Source organism: Kitasatospora sp. NPDC059673, from assembly GCF_042734215.1.
GTDB lineage: Bacteria > Actinomycetota > Actinomycetes > Streptomycetales > Streptomycetaceae > Kitasatospora.
In genome coordinates, this window is record NZ_JBHWEN010000040.1 from 19330 (window position 1) to 39070 (window position 19741).

16 protein-coding genes are annotated in these 19741 nt (G+C 74.0%); 13 read left to right on the forward strand and 3 right to left on the reverse strand.

The features are described 5' to 3' along the window. Nucleotides 1–76 precede the first annotated feature (76 nt). The 9 genes from ACFV18_RS31085 to ACFV18_RS31125 all read left to right on the forward strand — a co-directional run bounded on the left by ACFV18_RS31085 (nucleotide 77) and on the right by ACFV18_RS31125 (nucleotide 10831). Nucleotides 77–691 (forward strand): NUDIX domain-containing protein, encoded by a 615-nt coding sequence (locus ACFV18_RS31085; RefSeq protein ID WP_380488646.1) that lies wholly within the window; start codon nucleotides 77–79, stop codon nucleotides 689–691. Nucleotides 692–1502: 811 nt separating this feature from the next. Then, nucleotides 1503–3389, forward strand: coding sequence for an AAA family ATPase (locus ACFV18_RS31090; protein WP_380488631.1), 1887 nt, complete (start codon nucleotides 1503–1505; stop codon nucleotides 3387–3389). A gap of 241 nt (nucleotides 3390–3630) precedes the next feature. Further along, nucleotides 3631–4746 (forward strand): alanine dehydrogenase, encoded by a 1116-nt coding sequence (gene ald, locus ACFV18_RS31095; RefSeq protein WP_380488632.1) that lies wholly within the window; start codon nucleotides 3631–3633, stop codon nucleotides 4744–4746. Between the two features lie 488 nt (nucleotides 4747–5234). Beyond that, complete coding sequence (locus ACFV18_RS31100) at nucleotides 5235–6296, forward strand: ParA family protein (RefSeq protein WP_380488647.1); 1062 nt, start codon at nucleotides 5235–5237, stop codon at nucleotides 6294–6296. Next, entirely contained in the window at nucleotides 6293–6802 is a 510-nt protein-coding gene (locus ACFV18_RS31105; RefSeq protein ID WP_380488633.1) for a hypothetical protein, read from the forward strand. The genes ACFV18_RS31100 and ACFV18_RS31105 overlap by 4 nt, the downstream gene beginning before the upstream one ends. Nucleotides 6803–6931: 129 nt before the next feature. Then, nucleotides 6932–7726: a segregation and condensation protein A gene (locus tag ACFV18_RS31110; RefSeq protein ID WP_380488634.1), complete on the forward strand. Its 795-nt coding sequence runs from the start codon at nucleotides 6932–6934 to the stop codon at nucleotides 7724–7726. After that, a complete protein-coding gene (gene scpB, locus ACFV18_RS31115) occupies nucleotides 7723–8460 on the forward strand; it encodes an SMC-Scp complex subunit ScpB (RefSeq protein ID WP_380488635.1) in 738 nt (245 codons plus the stop codon). Before ACFV18_RS31110 ends, scpB begins: the two co-directional genes overlap by 4 nt. Continuing rightward, a complete protein-coding gene (locus tag ACFV18_RS31120) occupies nucleotides 8453–9643 on the forward strand; it encodes a pseudouridine synthase (RefSeq protein ID WP_380488636.1) in 1191 nt (396 codons plus the stop codon). Before scpB ends, ACFV18_RS31120 begins: the two co-directional genes overlap by 8 nt. 210 nt (nucleotides 9644–9853) lie before the next feature. Next, nucleotides 9854–10831, forward strand: coding sequence for a helix-turn-helix domain-containing protein (locus ACFV18_RS31125; protein ID WP_043910246.1), 978 nt, complete (start codon nucleotides 9854–9856; stop codon nucleotides 10829–10831). Between the two features lie 43 nt (nucleotides 10832–10874). Here the strand turns inward: ACFV18_RS31125 and ACFV18_RS31130 are convergent, their stop codons facing one another. From ACFV18_RS31130 to ACFV18_RS31140, 3 genes are read right to left on the reverse strand one after another with little or no spacing between them, the layout of a single operon-like run. Next, complete coding sequence (locus tag ACFV18_RS31130) at nucleotides 10875–11237, reverse strand: DUF952 domain-containing protein (RefSeq protein WP_380488637.1); 363 nt, start codon at nucleotides 11235–11237, stop codon at nucleotides 10875–10877. 43 nt (nucleotides 11238–11280) lie between these two features. Then, complete coding sequence (locus tag ACFV18_RS31135) at nucleotides 11281–12858, reverse strand: DUF4139 domain-containing protein (protein ID WP_380488638.1); 1578 nt, start codon at nucleotides 12856–12858, stop codon at nucleotides 11281–11283. Further along, entirely contained in the window at nucleotides 12855–14903 is a 2049-nt protein-coding gene (locus ACFV18_RS31140) for a DUF4139 domain-containing protein (protein ID WP_380488639.1), read from the reverse strand. Before ACFV18_RS31140 ends, ACFV18_RS31135 begins: the two co-directional genes overlap by 4 nt. 170 nt (nucleotides 14904–15073) lie before the next feature. Here ACFV18_RS31140 and ACFV18_RS31145 point away from each other — a divergent pair, with 170 nt between their 5' ends. The 4 genes from ACFV18_RS31145 (at nucleotide 15074) to der (ending at nucleotide 19644) form a co-directional block, all read left to right on the forward strand. Then, nucleotides 15074–16159 carry a prephenate dehydrogenase gene (locus ACFV18_RS31145; protein ID WP_380488640.1) on the forward strand — a complete coding sequence of 362 codons (1086 nt, stop codon included), beginning with the start codon at nucleotides 15074–15076 and terminating at the stop codon, nucleotides 16157–16159. A gap of 340 nt (nucleotides 16160–16499) precedes the next feature. Continuing rightward, nucleotides 16500–17267, forward strand: a complete 768-nt coding sequence (locus ACFV18_RS31150) for a DUF899 family protein (protein WP_380488648.1) — start codon at nucleotides 16500–16502, stop codon at nucleotides 17265–17267. A gap of 84 nt (nucleotides 17268–17351) precedes the next feature. Next, on the forward strand, nucleotides 17352–18068 hold the full coding sequence (gene cmk, locus ACFV18_RS31155; protein WP_380488641.1) for a (d)CMP kinase: 717 nt from the start codon (nucleotides 17352–17354) through the stop codon (nucleotides 18066–18068). Nucleotides 18069–18192: 124 nt separating this feature from the next. Beyond that, on the forward strand, nucleotides 18193–19644 hold the full coding sequence (gene der / locus ACFV18_RS31160; RefSeq protein ID WP_380488642.1) for a ribosome biogenesis GTPase Der: 1452 nt from the start codon (nucleotides 18193–18195) through the stop codon (nucleotides 19642–19644). Nucleotides 19645–19741: the final 97 nt, after the last annotated feature.

The window sequence follows — 19741 nt, forward strand, 5'->3', positions numbered from 1 at the left end:
CGTGTCGGAGGGGTCGGTCCGCTAGATTGTGTCTTTGTGTCGGACTGACGAGAAGGGGTGGTGCCCGGTGACCGGGATGCGCGACGTGGCCGAGGAATGGGACGTTCGGGACGGGCACACGCCCTTCCAGGGCAGGATGACCGGGATGCGCTCCGAACAGGTGCGGATGCCCGACGGCAGCTGGGCCCAGCGCGACTACCAGCTCCACCCCGGCTCGGTGGCCGTCCTCGCCGTTGACGAGCAGGCCCGCGTCCTCGTCCTGCGCCAGTACCGGCACCCCGTCCGGCACCGCCTCTGGGAACTCCCCGCCGGACTCCTCGACGTCCCCGGGGAGAACCCGCTGCACGCGGCCCAGCGGGAACTCTTCGAAGAGGCGTACTGCAAGGCCGGGAACTGGCGGGTACTGGTCGACTTCTACACCTCGCCCGGCGGCAGCAACGAGGCGCTGCGGCTGTTCCTCGCCACCGACCTCGCCGAAGCCGAGGGGGACCGCTACGCGGCCCACGGCGAGGAGCTGGAACTCGAATCCGCGTGGGTTCCGCTGGAGCAGCTGCTCGACCTGGTCCTGGCCGGCGAACTCCACAACCCCGTGCTGGTCACCGGCACCCTCGCCCTCCACACCGCCCTGGCCCGCGGCGGCGTCGACGCGCTCCGTCCGGCGGACGCGCCGTGGCCGGCCCGGCCCTTCTGAGAGCGCGCTCCGCGCGGGGTGCGGTGGGGGTGGGGTGCGCTCCGCGCGGGGTGGGGCGGAGGGATTCGCTTCGCGTGGGGTGCGGCGAGTAGGTGTGCCGTGGTTGCCGGGGGCGGCGTTGGGGGCGCCTCTGCCGGGCGGGCCCGCCGTTGCTGGCGCGGCCGTTCTGGGAGTGCGCACCCGCGCGGGGTGCGGTGGGGGTGGGGTGCGCTCCGCGCGGGGTGGGGCGGGGGGATTCGCTTCGCGTGGGGTGTGGCGAGTAGGTGTGTCGTGGTTGCCGGGGGCGGCGTTGGGGGCGCCTCTGCCGGGCGGGCCCGCCGTTGCTGGCGCGGCCGTTCTGAGAGTGCGCACCCGCGCGGGGTGCGGTGGGGGTGGGGTGCGCTCCGCGCGGGGTGGGGCGGGGGGATTCGCTTCGCGTGGGGTGCGGCGAGTAGTCGTGGCGTGGTTGCCCGGGGCGGCGTTGGGGGCGCCTCCGCATGGCGGGCCCGCCGTTGCCAGTGCGGCCGTTCTGGGAGTGCGCACCCGCGCGAGCGTGGCGGGGGCCGGTGTGATGGGGGCGCGTTCTGTGCGGGGACGGCCCGTGGTGGGTTGGGCTCCGGGCGGGTGAGCGGCTGATTCACTTCTTCTGGCACGCGCTTTCGTCCGATCCGGGGTTCCGCTGCGCCATTCCCGGCCGGGGTTGGGCCGGGGGGGTGGTGTGGGGGTTGGCGGGACCGGGGTGGCTGGGTGGGGCGGGGTGGTCGAACTACGCTTCGCGGACAGGGCCCGGTGTGCGGGCCCGGGGGCTGGGCGACGGTCGGGAGTGGCGCGGGTGGCGAGGGATGCGGCGGCGGTGGCCGAGGCGGCCGGGGTCTTCGACGCGTTGCCTGCGGGCGCCCGGCCGTTCGGCGGGCGGACGGCGGAACTCGCGGCGCTGAGGGTGGCGGCGGGGCGGCCCGCGCCGGGGCGGGGGCGGTTGCTGGTGCTGGCGGGGCGGCCGGGGTCGGGCCGTACCGCGTTGGCGGTGGAGTGGGCGCGGAGGGTCGCGCAGGAGTACCCGGACGGGTTGCTCTACGCGCGGATGTCGGCGCCGGACGGGACGCGGGTGGGGGCGGGCCGGGCCGCCAGGAGGCTGCTGGAGCAGCTCGGTGAGCGGCCGGGACTGGCGTTGCTGCCCGGGGCGGCCGAGGAGGACCCGGCGTGCGAGGCGCTGCGTGAGGCACTCGGGTCGCGGCGGGCGTTGCTGTTGCTGGACGACGTGCGGGACACCGGTCAGGTGTGGCCGTTGCTCGCGGAGAAGACCGAGTCGGTGGTGCTGGCCACCACCTCGGGTCCGCTGACCGGTATCGAGGGTATCGATCCGGTGATCCTGGGCGGTCTGGAGCACCGTGTCACGATCGAGTTGCTGTCCGCGCTGGTCGGCGGCACCCGGATCTCCTGCGACCCGGTGGGCGCGGCGGAGCTCGCCGAGGCGTGTGCCAACCGTCCGGCCGCGCTGCGGCTGGCCGCGGCCTGGTTGCGTATCGAGCCGCGGCTGGCCGTCACGGAGGCCGCGGCCCGGTTGCGCCGTCCGCCGGAGCAGCTGCGGGAGCGCTCCCGTGCGGAGGCGGCGGAGCAGCCGGACACCGTGCCGGTGGTGGAGGGCGATCCGCTGCGGGGGGCGTTCGAGCCCGCGTACCGGCGGTTGCCGGCCGCCCGGGCCAGGCTGCTGCGGCTGTGCACCTTGGCGCCCGGTCAGCAGGTGGATCTGCGGACCGCGTCGGCGCTGATGGGCTGCCCGGCGCCGGAGGCGGGGTCGCACCTGGCCGCGCTGGCCGAGCTGGAGCTGATGGAGCGGGAGCCGGCGGCCGCCGACGGCACCGAGCGGTACCGGGTGCCGGGGCGGCTGTACGGGCGGCTGGTGGAGCTGCGCACCGAGACCGACCGGGCGTCCGAGCTGGAGCTGGCCCGGGCCCGGCTGCTGGAGCGTCTGGTGCGGCTGGTCGACTCGGCGCGGCTGCTGCTGGACCCGGCGGCCGGGCCGAACCCGGACCCGCTGCCGGGGCCGCTGCGGCTGCGTTCGGCCGCGCACGCCGGACAGTGGCTGCTGGGGGAGCGCGAGCAGCTGCTGGCCGCCGTCGCGGACGCCGTCGGCCAGGGCGACCTGGACGGCAGCGCGGGCCGGCTGGTGACGGCGCTGCTGCGCGCTCTGCCGCTGACCGGGGAGGCCGCGCCGGCCGACCTGCACGCGCTGCACGAGTCGGTGCTGAAGGTCGCCGAGCGGCAGGGCGCCCCGCGCCGGGCCGCCGCCGCGCTGCTCAACCTCGGCGAGCTGCAGGCGGACGCGGGCCGCTGGGAGCAGGCCGCCGAGCGCTACCGCCGGGCCGTGGAGCTGTCCCGGGGCGCCGGGGACGAGGGCGGCTGTGCCCGCGCGCTGGAGGGGGTCGGCCACTGTCACCGGGCGCTCGGCGATCCGCTGCGGGCCGCCGACGCGTACGGGCGGGCGCTGGTGCTGCGGCAGGCGGTCGGCGACCAGGCCGCCGAGGCGCGGCTGCTGGTGCGGCTGGCGGAGGCGCACACCGCGCTGCGGCGTTTCGAGGAGGCGCTGCGCGAGTACCGTTCGGCGGCGGCGGTGCTGCGCCGGACCCGCGACGCGGAGGGCGAGCGGCAGGTTGCGGCGCTGGCCGAGCGGCTGCGGCGGCACCTGGGCCAGGAGGGTCTTCGTCCGCTTTCGGAGTAGTGTCTTGAGTGCGGAGTTCGTCCCGCAATGTGGCCTCAGAACGCAGGGAAGCCTACGAATCTGCCAACGAGTCGAGCTGATTTGTTCGCTTTGGAAGGCTGACACGCTGCCTGGGCTTCATTACACTCGAACTCAGTCGCGCATGGACCTATGCACCGGTTCGCCCGTTGTGCCCATCGTGTGCGGCAACCCGCCGGTCTTCCCCCGGTAGGAATCCCCATGGCAAGAGGACGTGTTAGCCGTGAAGGTCGGCATCCCCCGCGAGGTCAAGAACCACGAGTACCGCGTGGCCATCACGCCTGCCGGTGTGCATGAGCTGGTCCGCAACGGACACGAGGTCGTCATCGAGGACAACGCCGGTGTCGGCTCCTCGATCCCCAACGAGGAGTACGTGGCCGCCGGTGCGACCATCCTCCCCACCGCCGACGAGGTGTGGGCCGCGGCCGACATGATCCTCAAGGTGAAGGAGCCCATCGCGTCGGAGTACCACCGACTGCGCAAGGGTCAGACCCTGTTCACCTACCTGCACCTGGCGGCCGACCGCCCGGGCACGGACGCGCTGCTCGCCTCCGGCACCACCGCCATCGCGTACGAGACCGTGCAGCTGGCGAACGGCGCCCTGCCGCTGCTGGCCCCGATGTCCGAGGTCGCGGGCCGCCTGGCCCCGCAGGTCGGCTCCTACCACCTGATGCGTCCGGCCGGCGGCCGCGGCACCCTGCCCGGTGGCGTCCCCGGCACCCACCCGGCCAAGGCCGTCGTCATCGGCGGTGGCGTCTCCGGCTGGCACGCGGCCACCATCGCCATCGGCATGGGCTACGACGTGACCCTGCTGGACCGCGACATCAACAAGCTGCGCGAGGCCGACAAGATCTTCGGCAACAAGATCAAGGCCATCGTCTCCAACGCCTTCGAGCTGGAGAAGGCCGTTGTCGAGGCCGACCTGGTCATCGGCGCCGTGCTGATCCCGGGCGCCAAGGCCCCGAAGCTGGTCACCAACGAGCTGGTCTCCCGCATGAAGCCGGGTTCCGTGCTCGTCGACATCGCCATCGACCAGGGCGGCTGCTTCGAGGACTCGCACGCCACCACGCACGCCGAGCCGACCTTCCAGGTCCACAACTCGGTCTTCTACTGCGTGGCGAACATGCCGGGCGCCGTCCCGAACACCTCCACCTACGCCCTCACCAATGCCACCCTGCCGTACGTGGTGGAGCTGGCGAACCGTGGCTGGAAGGAGGCGCTGCGCCGCGACGCCGCGCTCGCCAAGGGCCTGAACGTGCACGAGGGCCAGATCACCTTCCCGGCCGTCGCCGAGGCCTTCGGCCTGGAGTCGGTCTCGCTGGAGAGCGTCCTCGCCTGACGCCCCGCACTTGCTGTCGCCCCCGGCCGTCCTTCCCTCGGTCCGGGGGCTTCGGCATGCCCGTAACGCCCCGGGGGCGCCACGGAGGTGTCCAGAGGGACCGGTGAGGTGTCCGGGGGTGTCGCGAGGTGTCCACAGCCGGTCAATTCCGGTGCGGTTTGTCACCCGCTCTGTCGACAAGGACACCTGACGGCCCCTCATGGCCCGCCGCCTGCGCGGAAACGTTAGGCTCGTCTCTTGACACGGGGTGGGCGGGTGGCCGACACAACGTGCCCACTACCGTGGATTGTGTTGCTGCGAATGCCCGAAACGGCCTAGAGTCGCAAACCGTTGGCATGCTGCCACGCTGACGAATCGACATAGAGTCCTGGATGGCCAAGGAGGTAAGACGACTTGTGAATGAGTCGACATTTGCTCCCGGGGGTGGTCAGCCAGGACTGGCGGAGCTCTCCGCCGGGCAGCCGAACGAGGAAGCCCGGCACGCCACGGTGGGTGCGCAGGAGGTCGGCTCGGTCGCGGTCCGCACCTTCGAGGCCCGCCAGAGCGCGGCGACGGCCGTCGCCGACTTCGACGCCGACTTCGCGGCCTACGGGCTCGCCTACAACGAGCTCGGCTACGGGCCCTACGACGACCCCGACGCCGAGTACGAGCCCGACCCCGAGTACGCCGCCACCCTGGCCCCCGACGCGGCCCGCCAGCGCCGCGAGCGGGTCGGACCGACCGGCCGCCCGCTGCCGTACTTCCCGATCCCCGCGCCGGTCGCCGAGCACGGCCCCGCGCAGATCATCGCGATGTGCAACCAGAAGGGCGGGGTCGGCAAGACCACCTCCACCATCAACCTGGGCGCCGCACTCGCCGAGTACGGCCGCCGGGTCCTGCTGGTGGACTTCGACCCGCAGGGCGCGCTCTCCGTCGGCCTCGGCGTCAACCCGATGGAACTCGACGTCACGGTCTACAACCTGCTCATGGAGCGGGGCCTGACGGCCGATGAGGTCCTGCTGAAGACCGCCATCCCCGGCATGGACCTGCTGCCGTCCAACATCGACCTGTCCGCCGCCGAGGTGCAGCTGGTCAGCGAGGTCGCCCGCGAGTCCGCGCTGGCCCGCGCGCTCAAGCCGCTGCTGCCCGACTACGACTACGTCATCATCGACTGCCAGCCCTCGCTGGGCCTGCTGACGGTCAATGCCCTGACGGCCGCTCACAGCGTCATCGTGCCGCTGGAATGCGAGTTCTTCGCGCTGCGTGGCGTCGCGCTGCTCACCGAGACCATCGAGAAGGTCTGCGAGCGGCTCAACCCCGAACTGCGCCTGGACGGCATCCTCGCCACCATGTACGACTCCCGCACCGTGCACTCGCGCGAGGTGCTGGCCCGGGTCGTCGAGGCGTTCGGCGAGCACGTCTTCCACACCGTCATCGGGCGGACCGTCAGGTTCCCCGAGACCACCGTGGCCGGCGAGCCGATCACCACCTACGCCACCAACTCGGTCGGCGCCGCCGCGTACCGTCAGCTCGCCAGGGAGGTGCTCGACCGGTGCCGCCCCGTCGAGTGAGCCTCCCGGGGGCCGACGAACTGTTCCGGGCGACCGGGGGAATGGCCCTGTCGCCCTCGCTCGCGCGAAACGGTTCCGGCGGCGGTGCCAGTGCCTCCGGCGGCAGGCCCGCCGGGGCGCAGGAGCCTTCGAAGGACGGCCAGGGCGCTTCCGGGGCGGGCCGCACGGCGGACGTCCCGGGCGCCCGGCCGGAGCCCGCCGCGGGCCCCGCGGGGCGGGCGGAGGACCCCGCGGAGGCGGCGCGACGGGCGGCGACCACGACGGTGCGCGGACGCGGACGGGCCCGGCGCCCGTCCGGGCGGGAACGGCACGACGAGAAGATCACCGTGTACGTGTCCGCCGAGGAACTGATGGACCTGGAGCACGCCCGGCTGGTGCTGCGCGGCGAGCACGGGCTGGCGGTCGATCGCGGGCGGGTGGTGCGCGAGGCGATCTCTGTTGTTCTCGCGGATCTGGAGCAGCGGGGCGAAGCGTCGATCCTCGTTCGGCGGCTGCGCGGGCGGTAGGGGTCCTCCGCTCGGGGCGCTTCCGCGTGCAGGTCATTGTCGTGGGACGCGATCTTGCCGGTGGGTGCCTTCCGTTTCGCGCAGTTCCCCGCGCCCCCGGTTTCGGCTTCTCTGCCAGAATTGGGCGTTATGTTCCAGGTCCGGTTGGAGAACTTCGAGGGGCCGTTCGACCTGCTGCTCGGGCTGATCGCGAAGCACAGGATGGACGTCACCGAGGTGGCGTTGTCGAAGGTCACGGACGAGTTCGTGGCGCACATCCGGGCGATGGGGCCGGAGTGGGATCTGGACGCGGCGACCGAATTCCTGGTGGTGGCGGCGACGCTGCTGGATCTGAAGGCGGCGCGGTTGCTGCCGGCGGCGGAGGTCGAGGACGAGGAGGACCTGGCGCTGCTGGAGGCGCGGGACCTGCTGTTCGCGCGGCTGTTGCAGTACCGGGCGTACAAGGAAGTGGCGGGGCTGTTCGCGCAGCGGTGGGCGGCGGAGTCGTCTCGGCGGCCGCGGACGGTCGGGCTGGAGCCGCACCACGCGCAGTTGCTGCCCGAGGTGGTGCTGGCGGTCGGGTTGGAGCGGTTCGCGCAGCTGGCCGCGAAGGCGTTCACGCCGAAGCCGAAGCCCGTGGTGTACGTGGACCACATCCACATGCCGCCGGTGAGTGTGCGGGAGCAGGCGGCGCTGGTGGTGGAGCGGCTGAGCGCGCTGGGGGAGGCGACGTTCGGGCGGCTGGTGGAGGACGCGGACAACTCGTTGGTGGTGGTGGCCCGGTTCCTGGCGCTGCTGGAGCTGTACCGGGAGAAGGTGTTGGCGTTCGAGCAGCCGCAGGCCCTGGAGGAGCTGGTGGTGCGCTGGGTCGCCGAGGGGGACCGGACGGTCGAGGTGACCGACGAGTTCGACCGCCCGGCGGGCGGGGAAGGCGGTGCCCGATGACGGAGCGGCGGCCGCGGCGGGCACTCGGCCTGCCCGGACAGGCCCGGCCCGGGGAGTGGCAGGAGCCGGTGCACCAGGACGGCGGGCCTGCCGCAGGGGTGCCGTTGCGGGCGGCGCTGGAGGCGGTGCTGATGGTCGCCGACGAGCCGGTTGCGGAGGCGCACCTGGCCTCGGTGCTGGAGGCATCCCCGGGCGAAGTGGCCGCTGTGCTACGGGAGTTGGCGGCGGAGTACACGGCGCAGGGGCGCGGTTTCGAGCTGCGACAGGTGGCCGGCGGGTGGCGGTTCTACAGCCGCGCGGAGTGTGCGGCGGCGGTGGACCGGTTCGTCCTGGACGGGCAGCAGGCCCGTCTGACGCAGGCCGCGCTGGAGACGCTGGCGGTGGTGGCGTACCGGCAGCCGGTGTCGCGCGGGCGGGTTTCCGCGGTCCGTGGTGTGAACTGCGACGGCGTGATGCGTACCCTGGTACAGCGAGGACTGGTCGAAGAAGCCGGCACCGAGCCCGAGACCGGAGCGATCCTGTATCGGACGACGAACTACTTCCTGGAACGGATGGGGCTGCGCGGCCTGGACGAGCTGCCGGAGCTCGCGCCCTTCCTGCCCGAGGTCGACGACGTGGAAGCGGAGTCCCTGGAGGGCACGATGATCGCGCAGGCGGTCGCCGCCGCACAGGAGGGGCCGAACCAGGCCGACCGGACCCAGACGGATACGACGTACGGACATTTTGATGCGTAGCAGTGGCAACGGCAGGAACAGCGGCGGCGGTCAGGGCCGGGGTGGACAGGGCGGCCGGGGCGGCCAGCAGGGCGGCGGCCGCGGCGGGTCGTCCTACGGCCAGGGTGGCGGCCGGGGCGGCTCGTCCCGGGGCGGCTCGGGCTCGTACGGCGGCGGCTCGGGCTCCTACGGGGGCTCGTCGCGCGGTGGCAGTGGGCGCGAGGAGCGCCGCTACCCGGACCGGCCGCTGCGGCCGGAGGAGCGCAAGTACGACCGCCCCGAGTACGGCGGCGGCCCGAACGCGACGCCCGGGCGCGGTGCGTACGGTACGCGCAAGCCCGGGGCGGCGCCCCGGCCGCGCCGGGACGGGCAGGGCGCGCCCGGCGACCCGCGGCGCCAGCCGCAGCGTTCGCGCGAGCTCCAGGGCCGGATCGAGGACCGGGTGCTGGCCCGGCACGAGGGCCCCGGCAAGCAGGTCGGCGAAGAGGGCGAGCGGCTGCAGAAGGTGCTGGCCCGGGCCGGCATGGGCAGCCGTCGGGCCTGCGAGGAACTGATCGCGCAGGGCCGGGTCGAGGTCAACGGCAAGCTGGTGATCGAGCAGGGCCTGCGGGTCGACCCGGTGAAGGACGAGATCAAGGTCGACGGGCTGACCGTCGCCACCCAGTCCTACCTGTTCTTCGCGCTGAACAAGCCGGCCGGTGTGGTCTCCACCATGGAGGACCCGGAGGGCCGGCAGTGCCTGGGCGACTACGTGACCAACCGGGAGACCCGGCTGTTCCACGTCGGCCGCCTGGACACCGAGACCGAGGGCATCATCCTGCTCACCAACCACGGTGAGCTGGCGCACCGCCTGACCCACCCCAAGTACGGCGTCACCAAGACGTACCTGGCGGCCATCCAGGGCCCGATCCCGCGCGACCTGGGCAAGCAGCTCGCCAAGGGCGTGGAGCTGGAGGACGGCTGGGCGCGGGCCGACAGCTTCAAGGTGATCTCCAACGTCGGCAAGAACTACCTGGTCGAGGTGACCCTGCACGAGGGCCGCAAGCACATCGTGCGCCGCCTGCTGGCCGAGGTCGGCTTCCCGGTGGAGAAGCTGGTGCGCACGGCCTTCGGGCCGATCTCGCTCGGCGACCAGAAGTCGGGCTGGCTGCGCCGGCTGACCAACCCCGAGGTGGGTGCGCTGATGAACGAGGTCGGGCTGTAGCAGCTTGCCCCGGAAGCCCGTTCGCCGTGCGACGGCGGGCGGGCTTCCGGCGTGTGCGGAGGGCTTTGCCGGGTCTTGACCGGTGAGGCGGACCGTGCGGCCTTGCTATCGTTCGACCCGGTGGCAGAAGATTGCCACCGAAGTTCGCCCCGACGCGTGGCGGAAGTGCGCCACCGCGTCAGGGGACGGGGCGGCGGGGGAAGGAAGCACATGCTCGACGCATTCACCGTGCTGGGCCTCGGGAGGCCCGACGGCCAGGTGTACGCCGCGCTGGTCGTCGCGCCGCAGTCGACCGCCCAGGAGTTGGCCGAACACTGCGGCCTGACCCTGGACCAGTGCCGGCAGGCGCTGGACCGCCTCGCCGAACAGGGCATGGCGACCCGCGCCCCCGTCGACCGGGAGCGCTACCTGGCGGTCGCCCCGGACGTCGCCATCGGCACCCTGATAGGGCACCGCGAAGCCGAACTGCGCTCCGCCCGCGCCGAGATGCACCGCCTGATGGACGCCTTCCGGGAGGCGTCCAGGTACACCGACCCGGCGCACTCGGTGGAGGTGCTCACCGGCGGCGAGGCCATCGCGCAGCGGCTGGAGCACCTGGTGGAGTCCGGCCAGTACCAGATCCGCGGCTTCGACTGCCCGCCGTACGTCCAGGACCCGACCGTGCAGCAGCCCCGGCAGCGGGCCAAGCTCAAGGCCGGGGTGCGGATCCGCACCGTCTTCGACAAGGAGGCGATCGCCTGGCCCGGGCGGCTGGAGCAGGAGATCCTCACCGGCGTCGAGGACGGCGAGGAGGCCCGGGTGCGGCCGGTGCTGCCGATGAAGATGATGATGGCCGACGACAAGATGGCGATCATCCCGATCAGCGTCGGCGACAGCGTCCTGGACGCCGCGTACGTCATCCACCCGTCCGCTCTGCTCCAGGCCCTGGACGCGCTGTTCGAGGCCGAGTGGGAGCGGGCCGTGCCGCTGCAGACGGTGATCGGCGGCGGCGACGGCCCCGGGCCGGACTCCGACCACCTGAAGCTGCTCGGGCTGCTCGCCGCCGGCCTCACCGACGAGTCGATCGCCCGCTCGCTCGGCTGGAGCGCCCGCACCACCCAGCGCCGCCTGCAGGGCCTGATGCGCGAACTCGGCGCCACCACCCGGTTCCAGGCCGGGATGGCGGCCCGCGAGCGCGGCTGGCTGTAGGGCCTGTCCGCCCGGCCGGATCGGCCGGACAGGCCCCGGCCGCTCAGCTCCAGGGGCGCAGCGCGGCCCAGCGTCCGTCCGGGCCGCGCTCCAGCTTCTCCAGGCCCACCACGGCCGTCCGGTTCAGCCGCCCGTAGATGTGCGGGTACAGCACCCCCGGGGTGCTGCCCGGGGGCGGCCCGCCGGTGGCCGCCTCCCACTTCACCATCGGTTCGACGAGCTTCTCCTCGATCAGCAGCGCCATCAGCGGATCCGGGGTGTCCGGGAAGAACAGGTTGGCGACCGCCAGCACCGTGGTCTCGTCCGGCGAGCAGTGCAGGAAGCCCTCGGTGAGCAGCGAGGCGGCGGTGTACGGCCGGCCCGGGTCGCGCAGCCAGTCGTCCAGCGGGGCGAGATGGTAGATCATGTCTCTTTTGTACCGGAGTTGACCGCCTGTCGGGCGCGACCGCTCACAGCCCCGCCACCTTCGCCGCCGCCGACACCTCGTACACCAGCGTGATGGTGCGCCGGCCGCCCGGCGGCATCGGCACCTCCCAGCGGGCGATGCCGTCGGCGTCCAGCTCGTCCGGCGGCGGCGAGCAGCGTTCCTTGCGCAGCCGTACCTCCACCGCCGACACCTCGGAGACCGGGATCCGCTCGCGGACCGTCACCACCTGCTCGGCGTCCTCGCCCGGCGCGGAGAACCGCGACAGGTGCAGGCGCACCGTGCGGGTCAGCAGGGTGCGCTGGCCGCCCAGGCCGGTGCCCTCGCGGCGCTCCTCGGCCTCCCGGACCACCCGCAGGCCGTCCGTGGAACCGAACGCCAGGCGCACCGGCGCGCCCGGCGCGGCGAACTCCAGCGCGCCCCGCCCCGTGTAGCCGGAGCCGCGCACCAGATCCACCGGACCGGCCAGCAGCGCGTGCCCCGAGGCGTTGGGGAACGACACCACCTCCGTCACCACCTCCGACAGCTCCGGCGCCGCCGCGAACTCGCTGTGCGCCCCCGTCTCGAACACGCTCACCGGCACCCGGTGCGCCCGCCCGTCGGAGGGCACCGTGACCGGCTCCGCGGCCCGCAGCACCCGCACCTCGCCGCCGTCGTCCACGCCCGGCAGGCCCGGCTCCAGCGGACCGGCGTCCGAGATCACCTGCTCGCGCAGCTCCACCTCGACGGTCTTCTTCTCCTGCGCGGAACGCTCCCGCAGCACCAGCCGGTCCTCGACCAGCGCCGGCGGCTCGCCCGCCAGCGCGGAACGCGCCGTGGACAGCGTCAGGGCGACGTCCGACCAGTCCTCGCCGGTGCGCTGCCACACCACCGCCTCGGTCTCCAACCGCAGTGCGCCGCCCACCAGTTCGGCCCGGTACGCCGGACGCCACAGCGCGCACGCCGTCAGATGACCCACCCGGGCCAGGAACCGGCCCGGCGCGGCGCACTCCACCGACAGCTCCACGAACGCCAGCAGCTCGGCCGGCTCCTGCTCGGCCCGGGCCAGCGCCAGCTCGGCGTGCCCCTGGGCCACCATCAACTCCGAGGCGCGCAGCCGCGAGGCCCGCAACTGCTCGCCGTACGACTCCCGTTCGGCATCCACCCGGTCCAGCTCGCGCGACCAGCGGGCCTGCTCCAGCTCGCCGCTGCCCGCGCCCTCGCCGATCTCCCGCAGCAGATCCGCCGCCAGCTGGCCGAGCAGCGCCAGGCGCGCCTCCAGCCGCTCCTGGCGGCGCGACTCCGACAGGTACTCGCGCTCCAGCTGGTGCACCCGGCGGCGCAGCGCCGAATCGTCCGGGCCCGGCTCCAGGGGCGGCCGCGGCTGCCAGGACCGCACCAGGCGGACATCCAGCACCTTTGCCGCGCCGGTCGGCGCGCCGTCCCCGTCCAGCACCGCCGCGTGCAGCGAACGGTCCACCGCCAGCGCCGTCACCGGGCCGAGCCGCAACCGGTGCACGCCCGGCTGGAGCTCCAGCTCCGCCGTCCGCTCCAGCTGCGCCCGGTCCTCCAGACACGTCACCGCGGTCACCGGAAGGGGAAAAGTCTCCTCGTACACGTTCAACTCCTCCGATTCCCGCCGACCACGGCCTTACCGGCCGGGATGCGGATCACATAACCGCCCGTCAGCTCCACCGAACCACCCGCCGGCACCACCACCCGGCGGATCCGCGCCGAGGAGGGCACCCCGGCGGACGGCTCCGCGGGCGGCGACCAGCCCGGGCGCTCCTCGATCCGCACCTCCGCGTCGCCCGACACCGGGACCCGCTCGCGGACCTCCACCGACGCCTCGTGCGGCAGCCGGTTCACCAGCTCGATCCGTACACCGTGGTCCAGCACCGTGGTCGAGTTCAGCACCCCCGACGTCGACTCGCGCACCTCGCTGTGCCGCGCGACCCGCAGCTCCTCGGCCCGGCCCAGGCCCAACTCCCGCACCCCGCCGGGCGCCAGCGTCGGCAGCCCCGCCGTCAGCAGGAACTCGCCGTCCACCGACACCTCCACCGGGCCGGCCAGCAGCGCGTGCGCCGTCGCGTTCGACACCTCCAGCACCGCGTACACCGCCTCCTCCACCGACGGCACGCACACGTAACCGGTGCGCACCCCCACCGGCAGCTCCGCCACCGCCACCGTGTGCCACACCCCGTCCGAGGGGACGTGCGCCGGGGCCTGCGCGTCGAAACGGTGGTCGAACGACCCTGCGGACAGACGCGGCGGCGCCCCGAACCGCGGCAGCGGCAACCGGCCCACCTCCTCCGCCCGGTGCAGCGAGCCGCCCGCCCGGGGCTGCGACGGCTCCGGGAACAGCCGGCCCCGGCGGAACGACGCCTGCTCCGGGCCCGCCAGCACCAGCGCCGCGTAGTCCAGCTGATCGGCGGACGGGCGCGGCTGCGGCGGCAGGGGCGGCGTGGCGTCCGGCACCGGGGCGGCCGCGCCGTACGCCGCACCCGGAGGAGCGGCGGCCGCGACCGGCACGGGGGCGGCCTGCGGTGCGAAGCCCGGGGCGGCGGGCGCGGACGGCGCGGTGTCCGCGCCACCCGCTCCGCCACCCGCTGCTTCACCCGCCGGGCCGCCGCCGAAGCGGGGCCGACCGGGCACCGCGCCACCCGGGCGGCCCCGCTTCGCGGACGGCTTCGGCGTCGGCGCCGGCGCGGACACCGCGATCGGCGCGGCCCCCGGCGCCCTGGGCGGCTCCGGTTTCGAACGCTGCGCGTCCTGCCAGCCCTCGAACAGGCCGTCCAGGCCCGCCGGTTGCGCCCGCCACCCCGACGGCGCGGGCGCCGTTTGGCGACGGCCGATCCGCAGCGAGCTCAGCTGCGGCAGCCCGCCCGGCCCGGCCAGGCTCGCCGTCGACAGCGCCAGCCGCACCCCCGACCAGTCCTCGCCCGTCCGCTGCGCCACCGAGGCCCGCAGCACCAGCCGCGCCGAACGCTCGCCCCGGCGGTGCGCCAGTTGGTACGTCGGCACCCAGACCGCGCCCGGCACCGTGTACTCCACCTCCAGCTCCACCGGGCCCTCGCCGCGCACCGTCAGCTCCGCGCACGCCCCCGACTCCACCCCGCCCGGCTGCTCGGCGCTGGAACGGCTGTTCACCGCAGCCGCCGCCGTCCGGAAGGCGTGCTCCGCCAGTTGAAGCTCCAGGGCCAGCTCCACCGACCGCTCCTGCAGCACCTCCAGCCGGGCGTCCACGAACTCCGCCAGCGCCAGCACCGCGTCCGCCGGGGCCCGCCGGTGCCCGTCCTCCCGACGGCGCTGCGGCGGCACCACGCGCAGCGCCGCGACCTCGGCGATCCGCGCGTCCAACCGGTCCCGGCGCTCCTGCAGCAGCTCGAAGCGGTGCTGGAGCTCCGTCAACTCGCGTTCCCAGGAGGGGAGTTCGCCTTCTTCGCGGACCCGCGCCGGGTACCCCGTCCGGGCCTCGGCAACCCGCCCGGCGCCCGACAGCACCCGCGCCCGCAGCGACCCCTCCGCCGCCAGCAGCGGCAACCCCGCCACCCGCACCCGGCCGTCCGCCGGCAGCACACCCGACGCGCGGCGCCGGCACACCGCGCCCTGCGCGTGCACCACCACCGAGTCCAGCCTCGACTCCCACACCGCCTGCTGCCCCGCCACCTCGCCCCCTTCACCCGCAGGCCCGCACCCCGGACCCGGGCGCCCAGTCTGCACCCAACCGCCGCCACAGCGCCCGGATTTCCGCTGCGCGTCGGCCAACCGCGCTCCCCACCCGGCGGTGCGGGACAATGGCCCGACCAGCACCGTGACCAGCGAGACGAGAATCCGCCATGCGCACAGCCGCCGTCATCGGCACCGGACTGATCGGCACCTCCGCCGCGCTCGCCCTCACCCGCCGGGGCATAAGCGTGTACCTGGAGGACGCCGACCAGGACGCCGCCCGCACGGCCGCCTCGCTCGGCGCCGGCACCACCGAACTCCCCGACGGGCCCGTCGACCTGGCGATCATCGCCGTCCCCCCGGCGCTCGTCGGCAAGGTCCTCGCGGACTGCCAGCGGCGCGGCCTCGCCCGCTGCTACACCGACGTCGCCAGCGTCAAGGCCGGGCCGCGCGGCGAGATCACCGCGCTCGGCCTCGACACCGTCCGCTACATCGGCTCGCACCCGATGGCCGGCCGCGAACGCTCCGGGCCGCTCGCCGCCACCGCCGACCTCTTCGAAGGCCGGCCCTGGGTGCTCACACCCACCCCCGACACCGACACCGAGACGCTCAACGCCGCGCTCGAACTCGTCGCGCTGTGCGGGGCGATGCCCATCGTCATGGACGCCGCCGACCACGACCGGGCCGTCGCGCTCGTCTCGCACGCGCCGCAACTGCTGTCCTCGCTGGTCGCCGCGAGGCTGGAGCACGCCGAGGAGACCGCCGTGCGACTGTCCGGGCAGGGCGTGCGGGACGTCACCCGGATCGCCGCCTCCAACCCCGCCATGTGGATCGACATCCTCTCCGCCAACGCGGGCGTCGTCGCGGACATCCTCGACGACCTCGCCACCGACCTCGCCACGACCGTCACCGCACTCCGGGCCCTCGAGGGCACCGACGAGAACGCGCGCCGCGAGGGCGCCGCCGGCATCGAAGCCGTCATGCGACGCGGCAACACCGGCCAGGCCCGCATCCCCGGCAAGCACGGGGCACCGCCCACCCGCTACGAGACCGTCACCGTCGTCCTCGGCGACCAGCCCGGCGAACTCGGCCGCCTCTTCGGCGAGGTCGGCGCCCTCGGCGTCAACATCGAGGACGTGACGATCGAACACTCGACGGGCCAGCAGGTCGGCCACGTGCAACTGGCTGTCGCCCCGGCCGTGGTGCGGGCGTTGGTGGCGGGGTTGCGGGAGCGTGGGTGGGGGGTGCGGGACTGACGGGTTTGCCGCTGCGCGGGGCTTGGGTGGGGGCTTTTTTGGGCCGGCAGGTCGGCCGCGCGCGGCGGGCTGTCGGCCCGGGGGCGGTGCGGGCGTTGGTGGCGGGGAGGCCGAGGGGGTCGCTGCGCGGGTGGCGTGTTGTCGGTCCGGCTGCCAGGGGGGACTGGTGTGGGAGGACCGGCGGGTGTTCGCTGCGCGGGGCTTGGGGGCGGTGGGGGAATGTTGGTGGGTGGGAGCGATGAGTTTCGGGGGTGGGGGCCGTCTGTAGGGGTGGGCGCCGGTGGGGTGTCCATCGTGGGGGACGGAGGGCTTTGCAGTGAGTGGGACTGGCGGGCGACCGATGGTGGTGGGCATGGCGGCGTGGGAGGCGGCGCGGGAGGAGTTGTTGGTGCGGGAGAAGGCGCACACGCGGGAGGGGGACGCGTTGGCGGCGGCGCGGCGGGCGTTGCCGATGGTGGAGGTGGACGGGGCGGCCGAGGTGGTGGGGGCCGGTGGGGCGGTTGCGTTCCGGGAGTTGTTCCAGGGGCGTGACGAGCTGGTGGTGTACCAGCACATGTGGTACGACGGGGCGCCGTTCCAGGGGCAGTGCGAGGGCTGCACGATGGTGGCGTGGCACCTGGGGGACTCCACGTACCTGAACGCCCGGGGTGTCTCGTTCGCGGTGCTGACCAGCGGCCCGTGGGCGGAGGTCGCCCCGTACGTCGAGTTCATGGAGTACACCCAGCCCTGGTTCTCGGTGCGCGGCGCGCCCGCGCCGATCGGCGGGGACATGGGCCGGCTGATGAGTTTCCTGCGGGACGGCGACCGGGTGTTCCTCACGTACAGCACCACCGGCCGCGGCACCGAGCGGATCAACAGCTCGCTCGCGTTGCTCGACATGACGCCGTACGGCCGCCGGGAGGGCTGGGAGGACGTCCCGGAGGGGTGGCCCGAGGTGCCGGACGCGGGGTCGCCGGTGGGCGGGCACGGCGCGCCGATCGGCTGGTTCTGGCGGACGGACGCCCATGGTGTGGCGACCTGGGGCCCGACCGGCCGCCCGGCGCCGCAGTGGACCCGTCCGGGGGCGTCGCCGGTGGAGACTCTCGGTCGGGGTGGCCACTGCCACTGACCGGGGACGGGGCCGGGACGGGGTGGGGCGGGAGTCCATTAACCTTGAGGTGAGTTCTTGTGCCCTGAGAGAGAGGTTCGCCCCGTGGACAGTGTCGACCGAGCGTCGAACAGCCCGGTCGTCGTCGCCATCGACGGACCTTCGGGTTCCGGGAAGTCGACGGTGTCGCGGGCGGTGGCCGCGCGGCTGGGCCTGAGCTTCCTGGACACCGGCGCGATGTACCGGGCGATGACCTGGTGGATGCTCGCCAACGGGGTGGACGTGGACGACTCGGAGGCGGTGGCGATCGCCTGCGCGAAGCCCGTCATCGTCTCCGGTACCGACGCCGCCGGGCCGACCATAACCGTGGACGGCCAGGACGTCTCGGCCCCGATCCGCGGCCCCGAGGTGACCGCCAAGGTCAGCGCGGTGGCCGCGGTTCCGGCGGTGCGGGCCCGGCTGGTGGAGCTGCAGCGCGGCTGCGCCTCGCACACCGCGCGCGGCATCGTCGCCGAGGGCCGCGACATGGGCAGCGTGGTGTTCCCGGACGCCACCGTGAAGGTCTTCCTGACCGCCTCCGAGCAGGCCCGTTCGGCACGCCGGGCCGCCGAGCTGCGCGCCAAGGGCCTGGACGAGGCGACGATCACCGCGATGGCCGCCGACCTGGCCCGCCGGGACGCCGCCGACTCCTCCCGCGAGACCGCCCCGCTGGCCCGGGCCGCGGACGCGGAGCTGGTGGACACCAGCGAACTCACCCTGGAGCAGGTGATCGGTACGATCACCGCCCTGGTCGAGGAACGGGCCGGCCTGACCGCCGTCTGATCCCGAACACCCCCCTTTTTTGACGATCCGACCGCGCGAGATCCGCGCGGTTCGCGCTGCCCGCCGGGCAGGTACGCACGGTCCGCCCCTGGGAAGGGCCGGGCCGGGAAATGGAAGACGGAACATGAGCAACGACACGACCGCCCAGCACGGCGAGCTCGGCGAGGCCGAGTACGCCGAGTTCATGGCGCTCGCCGCCGAGGAGGGCTTCGACGCCGCCGAGGTGGACGCCGACCTGGACGGCCACGGCCCGCTGCCGGTGCTGGCGATCGTCGGCCGCCCGAACGTCGGCAAGTCCACCCTGGTCAACCGCATCATCGGCCGCCGCGAGGCGGTCGTCGAGGACCGCCCCGGTGTGACCCGTGACCGGGTCAGCTACGAGGCGATGTGGGCCGGTCGCCGGTTCAAGGTGCTGGACACCGGCGGCTGGGAGATCGACGTCCTCGGCATCGACGCGATGGTCGCCGCGCAGGCCGAGCTCGGCATCGAGCAGGCCGACGCGGTGCTGTTCGTGGTGGACGCCACCGTCGGCGCCACCGACACCGACGACGCGCTGGTCAAGCTGATCCGCCGCTCCGGCAAGCCCGTGGTGCTGTGCGCCAACAAGGTCGACGGCCCGTCCACCGAGGCCGAGGCCGCCTACCTGTGGTCGCTGGGCCTGGGCGAGCCGTACCCCGTCTCCGCCCTGCACGGCCGCGGCTCCGGCGACCTGCTGGACGCCGTGCTGAAGGTGCTCCCGGAGGCCCCGCCGCAGCTGTTCGGCGACGGCCTGGCCCCTGGCGGCCCGCGTCGCGTCGCGCTGATCGGCCGCCCCAACGTCGGCAAGTCCAGCCTGCTGAACAAGGTCGCCGGCGAGGACCGCGTGGTGGTCAACGAGCTGGCCGGCACCACCCGTGACCCGGTCGACGAGCTGATCGAACTCGGCGGCAGGACCTGGAAGTTCATCGACACCGCCGGTATCCGCCGCCGCGTCCACCTGACCTCCGGCGCGGACTTCTACGCCTCGCTGCGGACCTCCGCCGCGCTGGAGAAGGCCGAGGTCGCGGTCGTCCTGGTCGACGCCAGCGAGACCCTCGCCGAGCAGGACACCCGGATCATCTCGATGGCCGTCGAGGCCGGGCGCGCCGTCGTCATCGCCTACAACAAGTGGGACCAGCTCGACGAGGAGCGCCGCTTCTACCTGGAGCGCGAGATCGAGCGCGACCTGGTGCAGGTCCAGTGGGCGCCCCGGGTGAACGTCTCGGCGAAGACCGGGCGCCACATGGAGAAGCTCGTCCCCGCGATCGAGACCGCGCTGGCCGGTTGGGAGACCCGCATCCCCACCGCCCGCCTGAACGCCTTCCTGGGCGAGCTGGTCGCCGCGCACCCGCACCCGATCCGCGGTGGCAAGCAGCCGCGCGTCCTGTTCGGCACCCAGGCGGGTACCCGTCCGCCGCGGTTCGTGCTGTTCGCCTCCGGCTTCCTGGAGGCCGGCTACCGCCGCTTCATCGAGCGCCGCCTGCGCGAGGAGTTCGGCTTCGAGGGCACCCCGATCTCGATTTCGGTGCGGGTGCGCGAGAAGCGCAAGAAGAAGTAAGCAGGGGGCGTTTTATACGGCCCCCATGTCGGAGGAATCCCGCCGGTCGCGGCCGGTGGCGGGGTGCTGGCCTCCACCGGATCGCCCGGGCTCGGCC

Excerpts from the sequence above, each read along its gene's own strand:
- ACFV18_RS31150 (WP_380488648.1), top strand. The coding sequence starts at position 16,500 with ATGGTGGTGGGCATGGCGGCGTGGGAGGCGGCGCGGGAGGAGTTGTTG.
- ACFV18_RS31130 (WP_380488637.1), bottom strand. The coding sequence starts at position 11,237 with ATGATCTACCATCTCGCCCCGCTGGACGACTGGCTGCGCGACCCGGGC.
- scpB (WP_380488635.1), top strand. The coding sequence starts at position 7,723 with ATGACGGAGCGGCGGCCGCGGCGGGCACTCGGCCTGCCCGGACAGGCC.
- ACFV18_RS31120 (WP_380488636.1), top strand. The coding sequence starts at position 8,453 with ATGCGTAGCAGTGGCAACGGCAGGAACAGCGGCGGCGGTCAGGGCCGG.
- der (WP_380488642.1), top strand. The coding sequence starts at position 18,193 with ATGAGCAACGACACGACCGCCCAGCACGGCGAGCTCGGCGAGGCCGAG.
- ACFV18_RS31125 (WP_043910246.1), top strand. The coding sequence starts at position 9,854 with ATGCTCGACGCATTCACCGTGCTGGGCCTCGGGAGGCCCGACGGCCAG.
- ACFV18_RS31145 (WP_380488640.1), top strand. The coding sequence starts at position 15,074 with ATGCGCACAGCCGCCGTCATCGGCACCGGACTGATCGGCACCTCCGCC.
- ACFV18_RS31110 (WP_380488634.1), top strand. The coding sequence starts at position 6,932 with ATGTTCCAGGTCCGGTTGGAGAACTTCGAGGGGCCGTTCGACCTGCTG.
- ACFV18_RS31085 (WP_380488646.1), top strand. The coding sequence starts at position 77 with ATGCGCGACGTGGCCGAGGAATGGGACGTTCGGGACGGGCACACGCCC.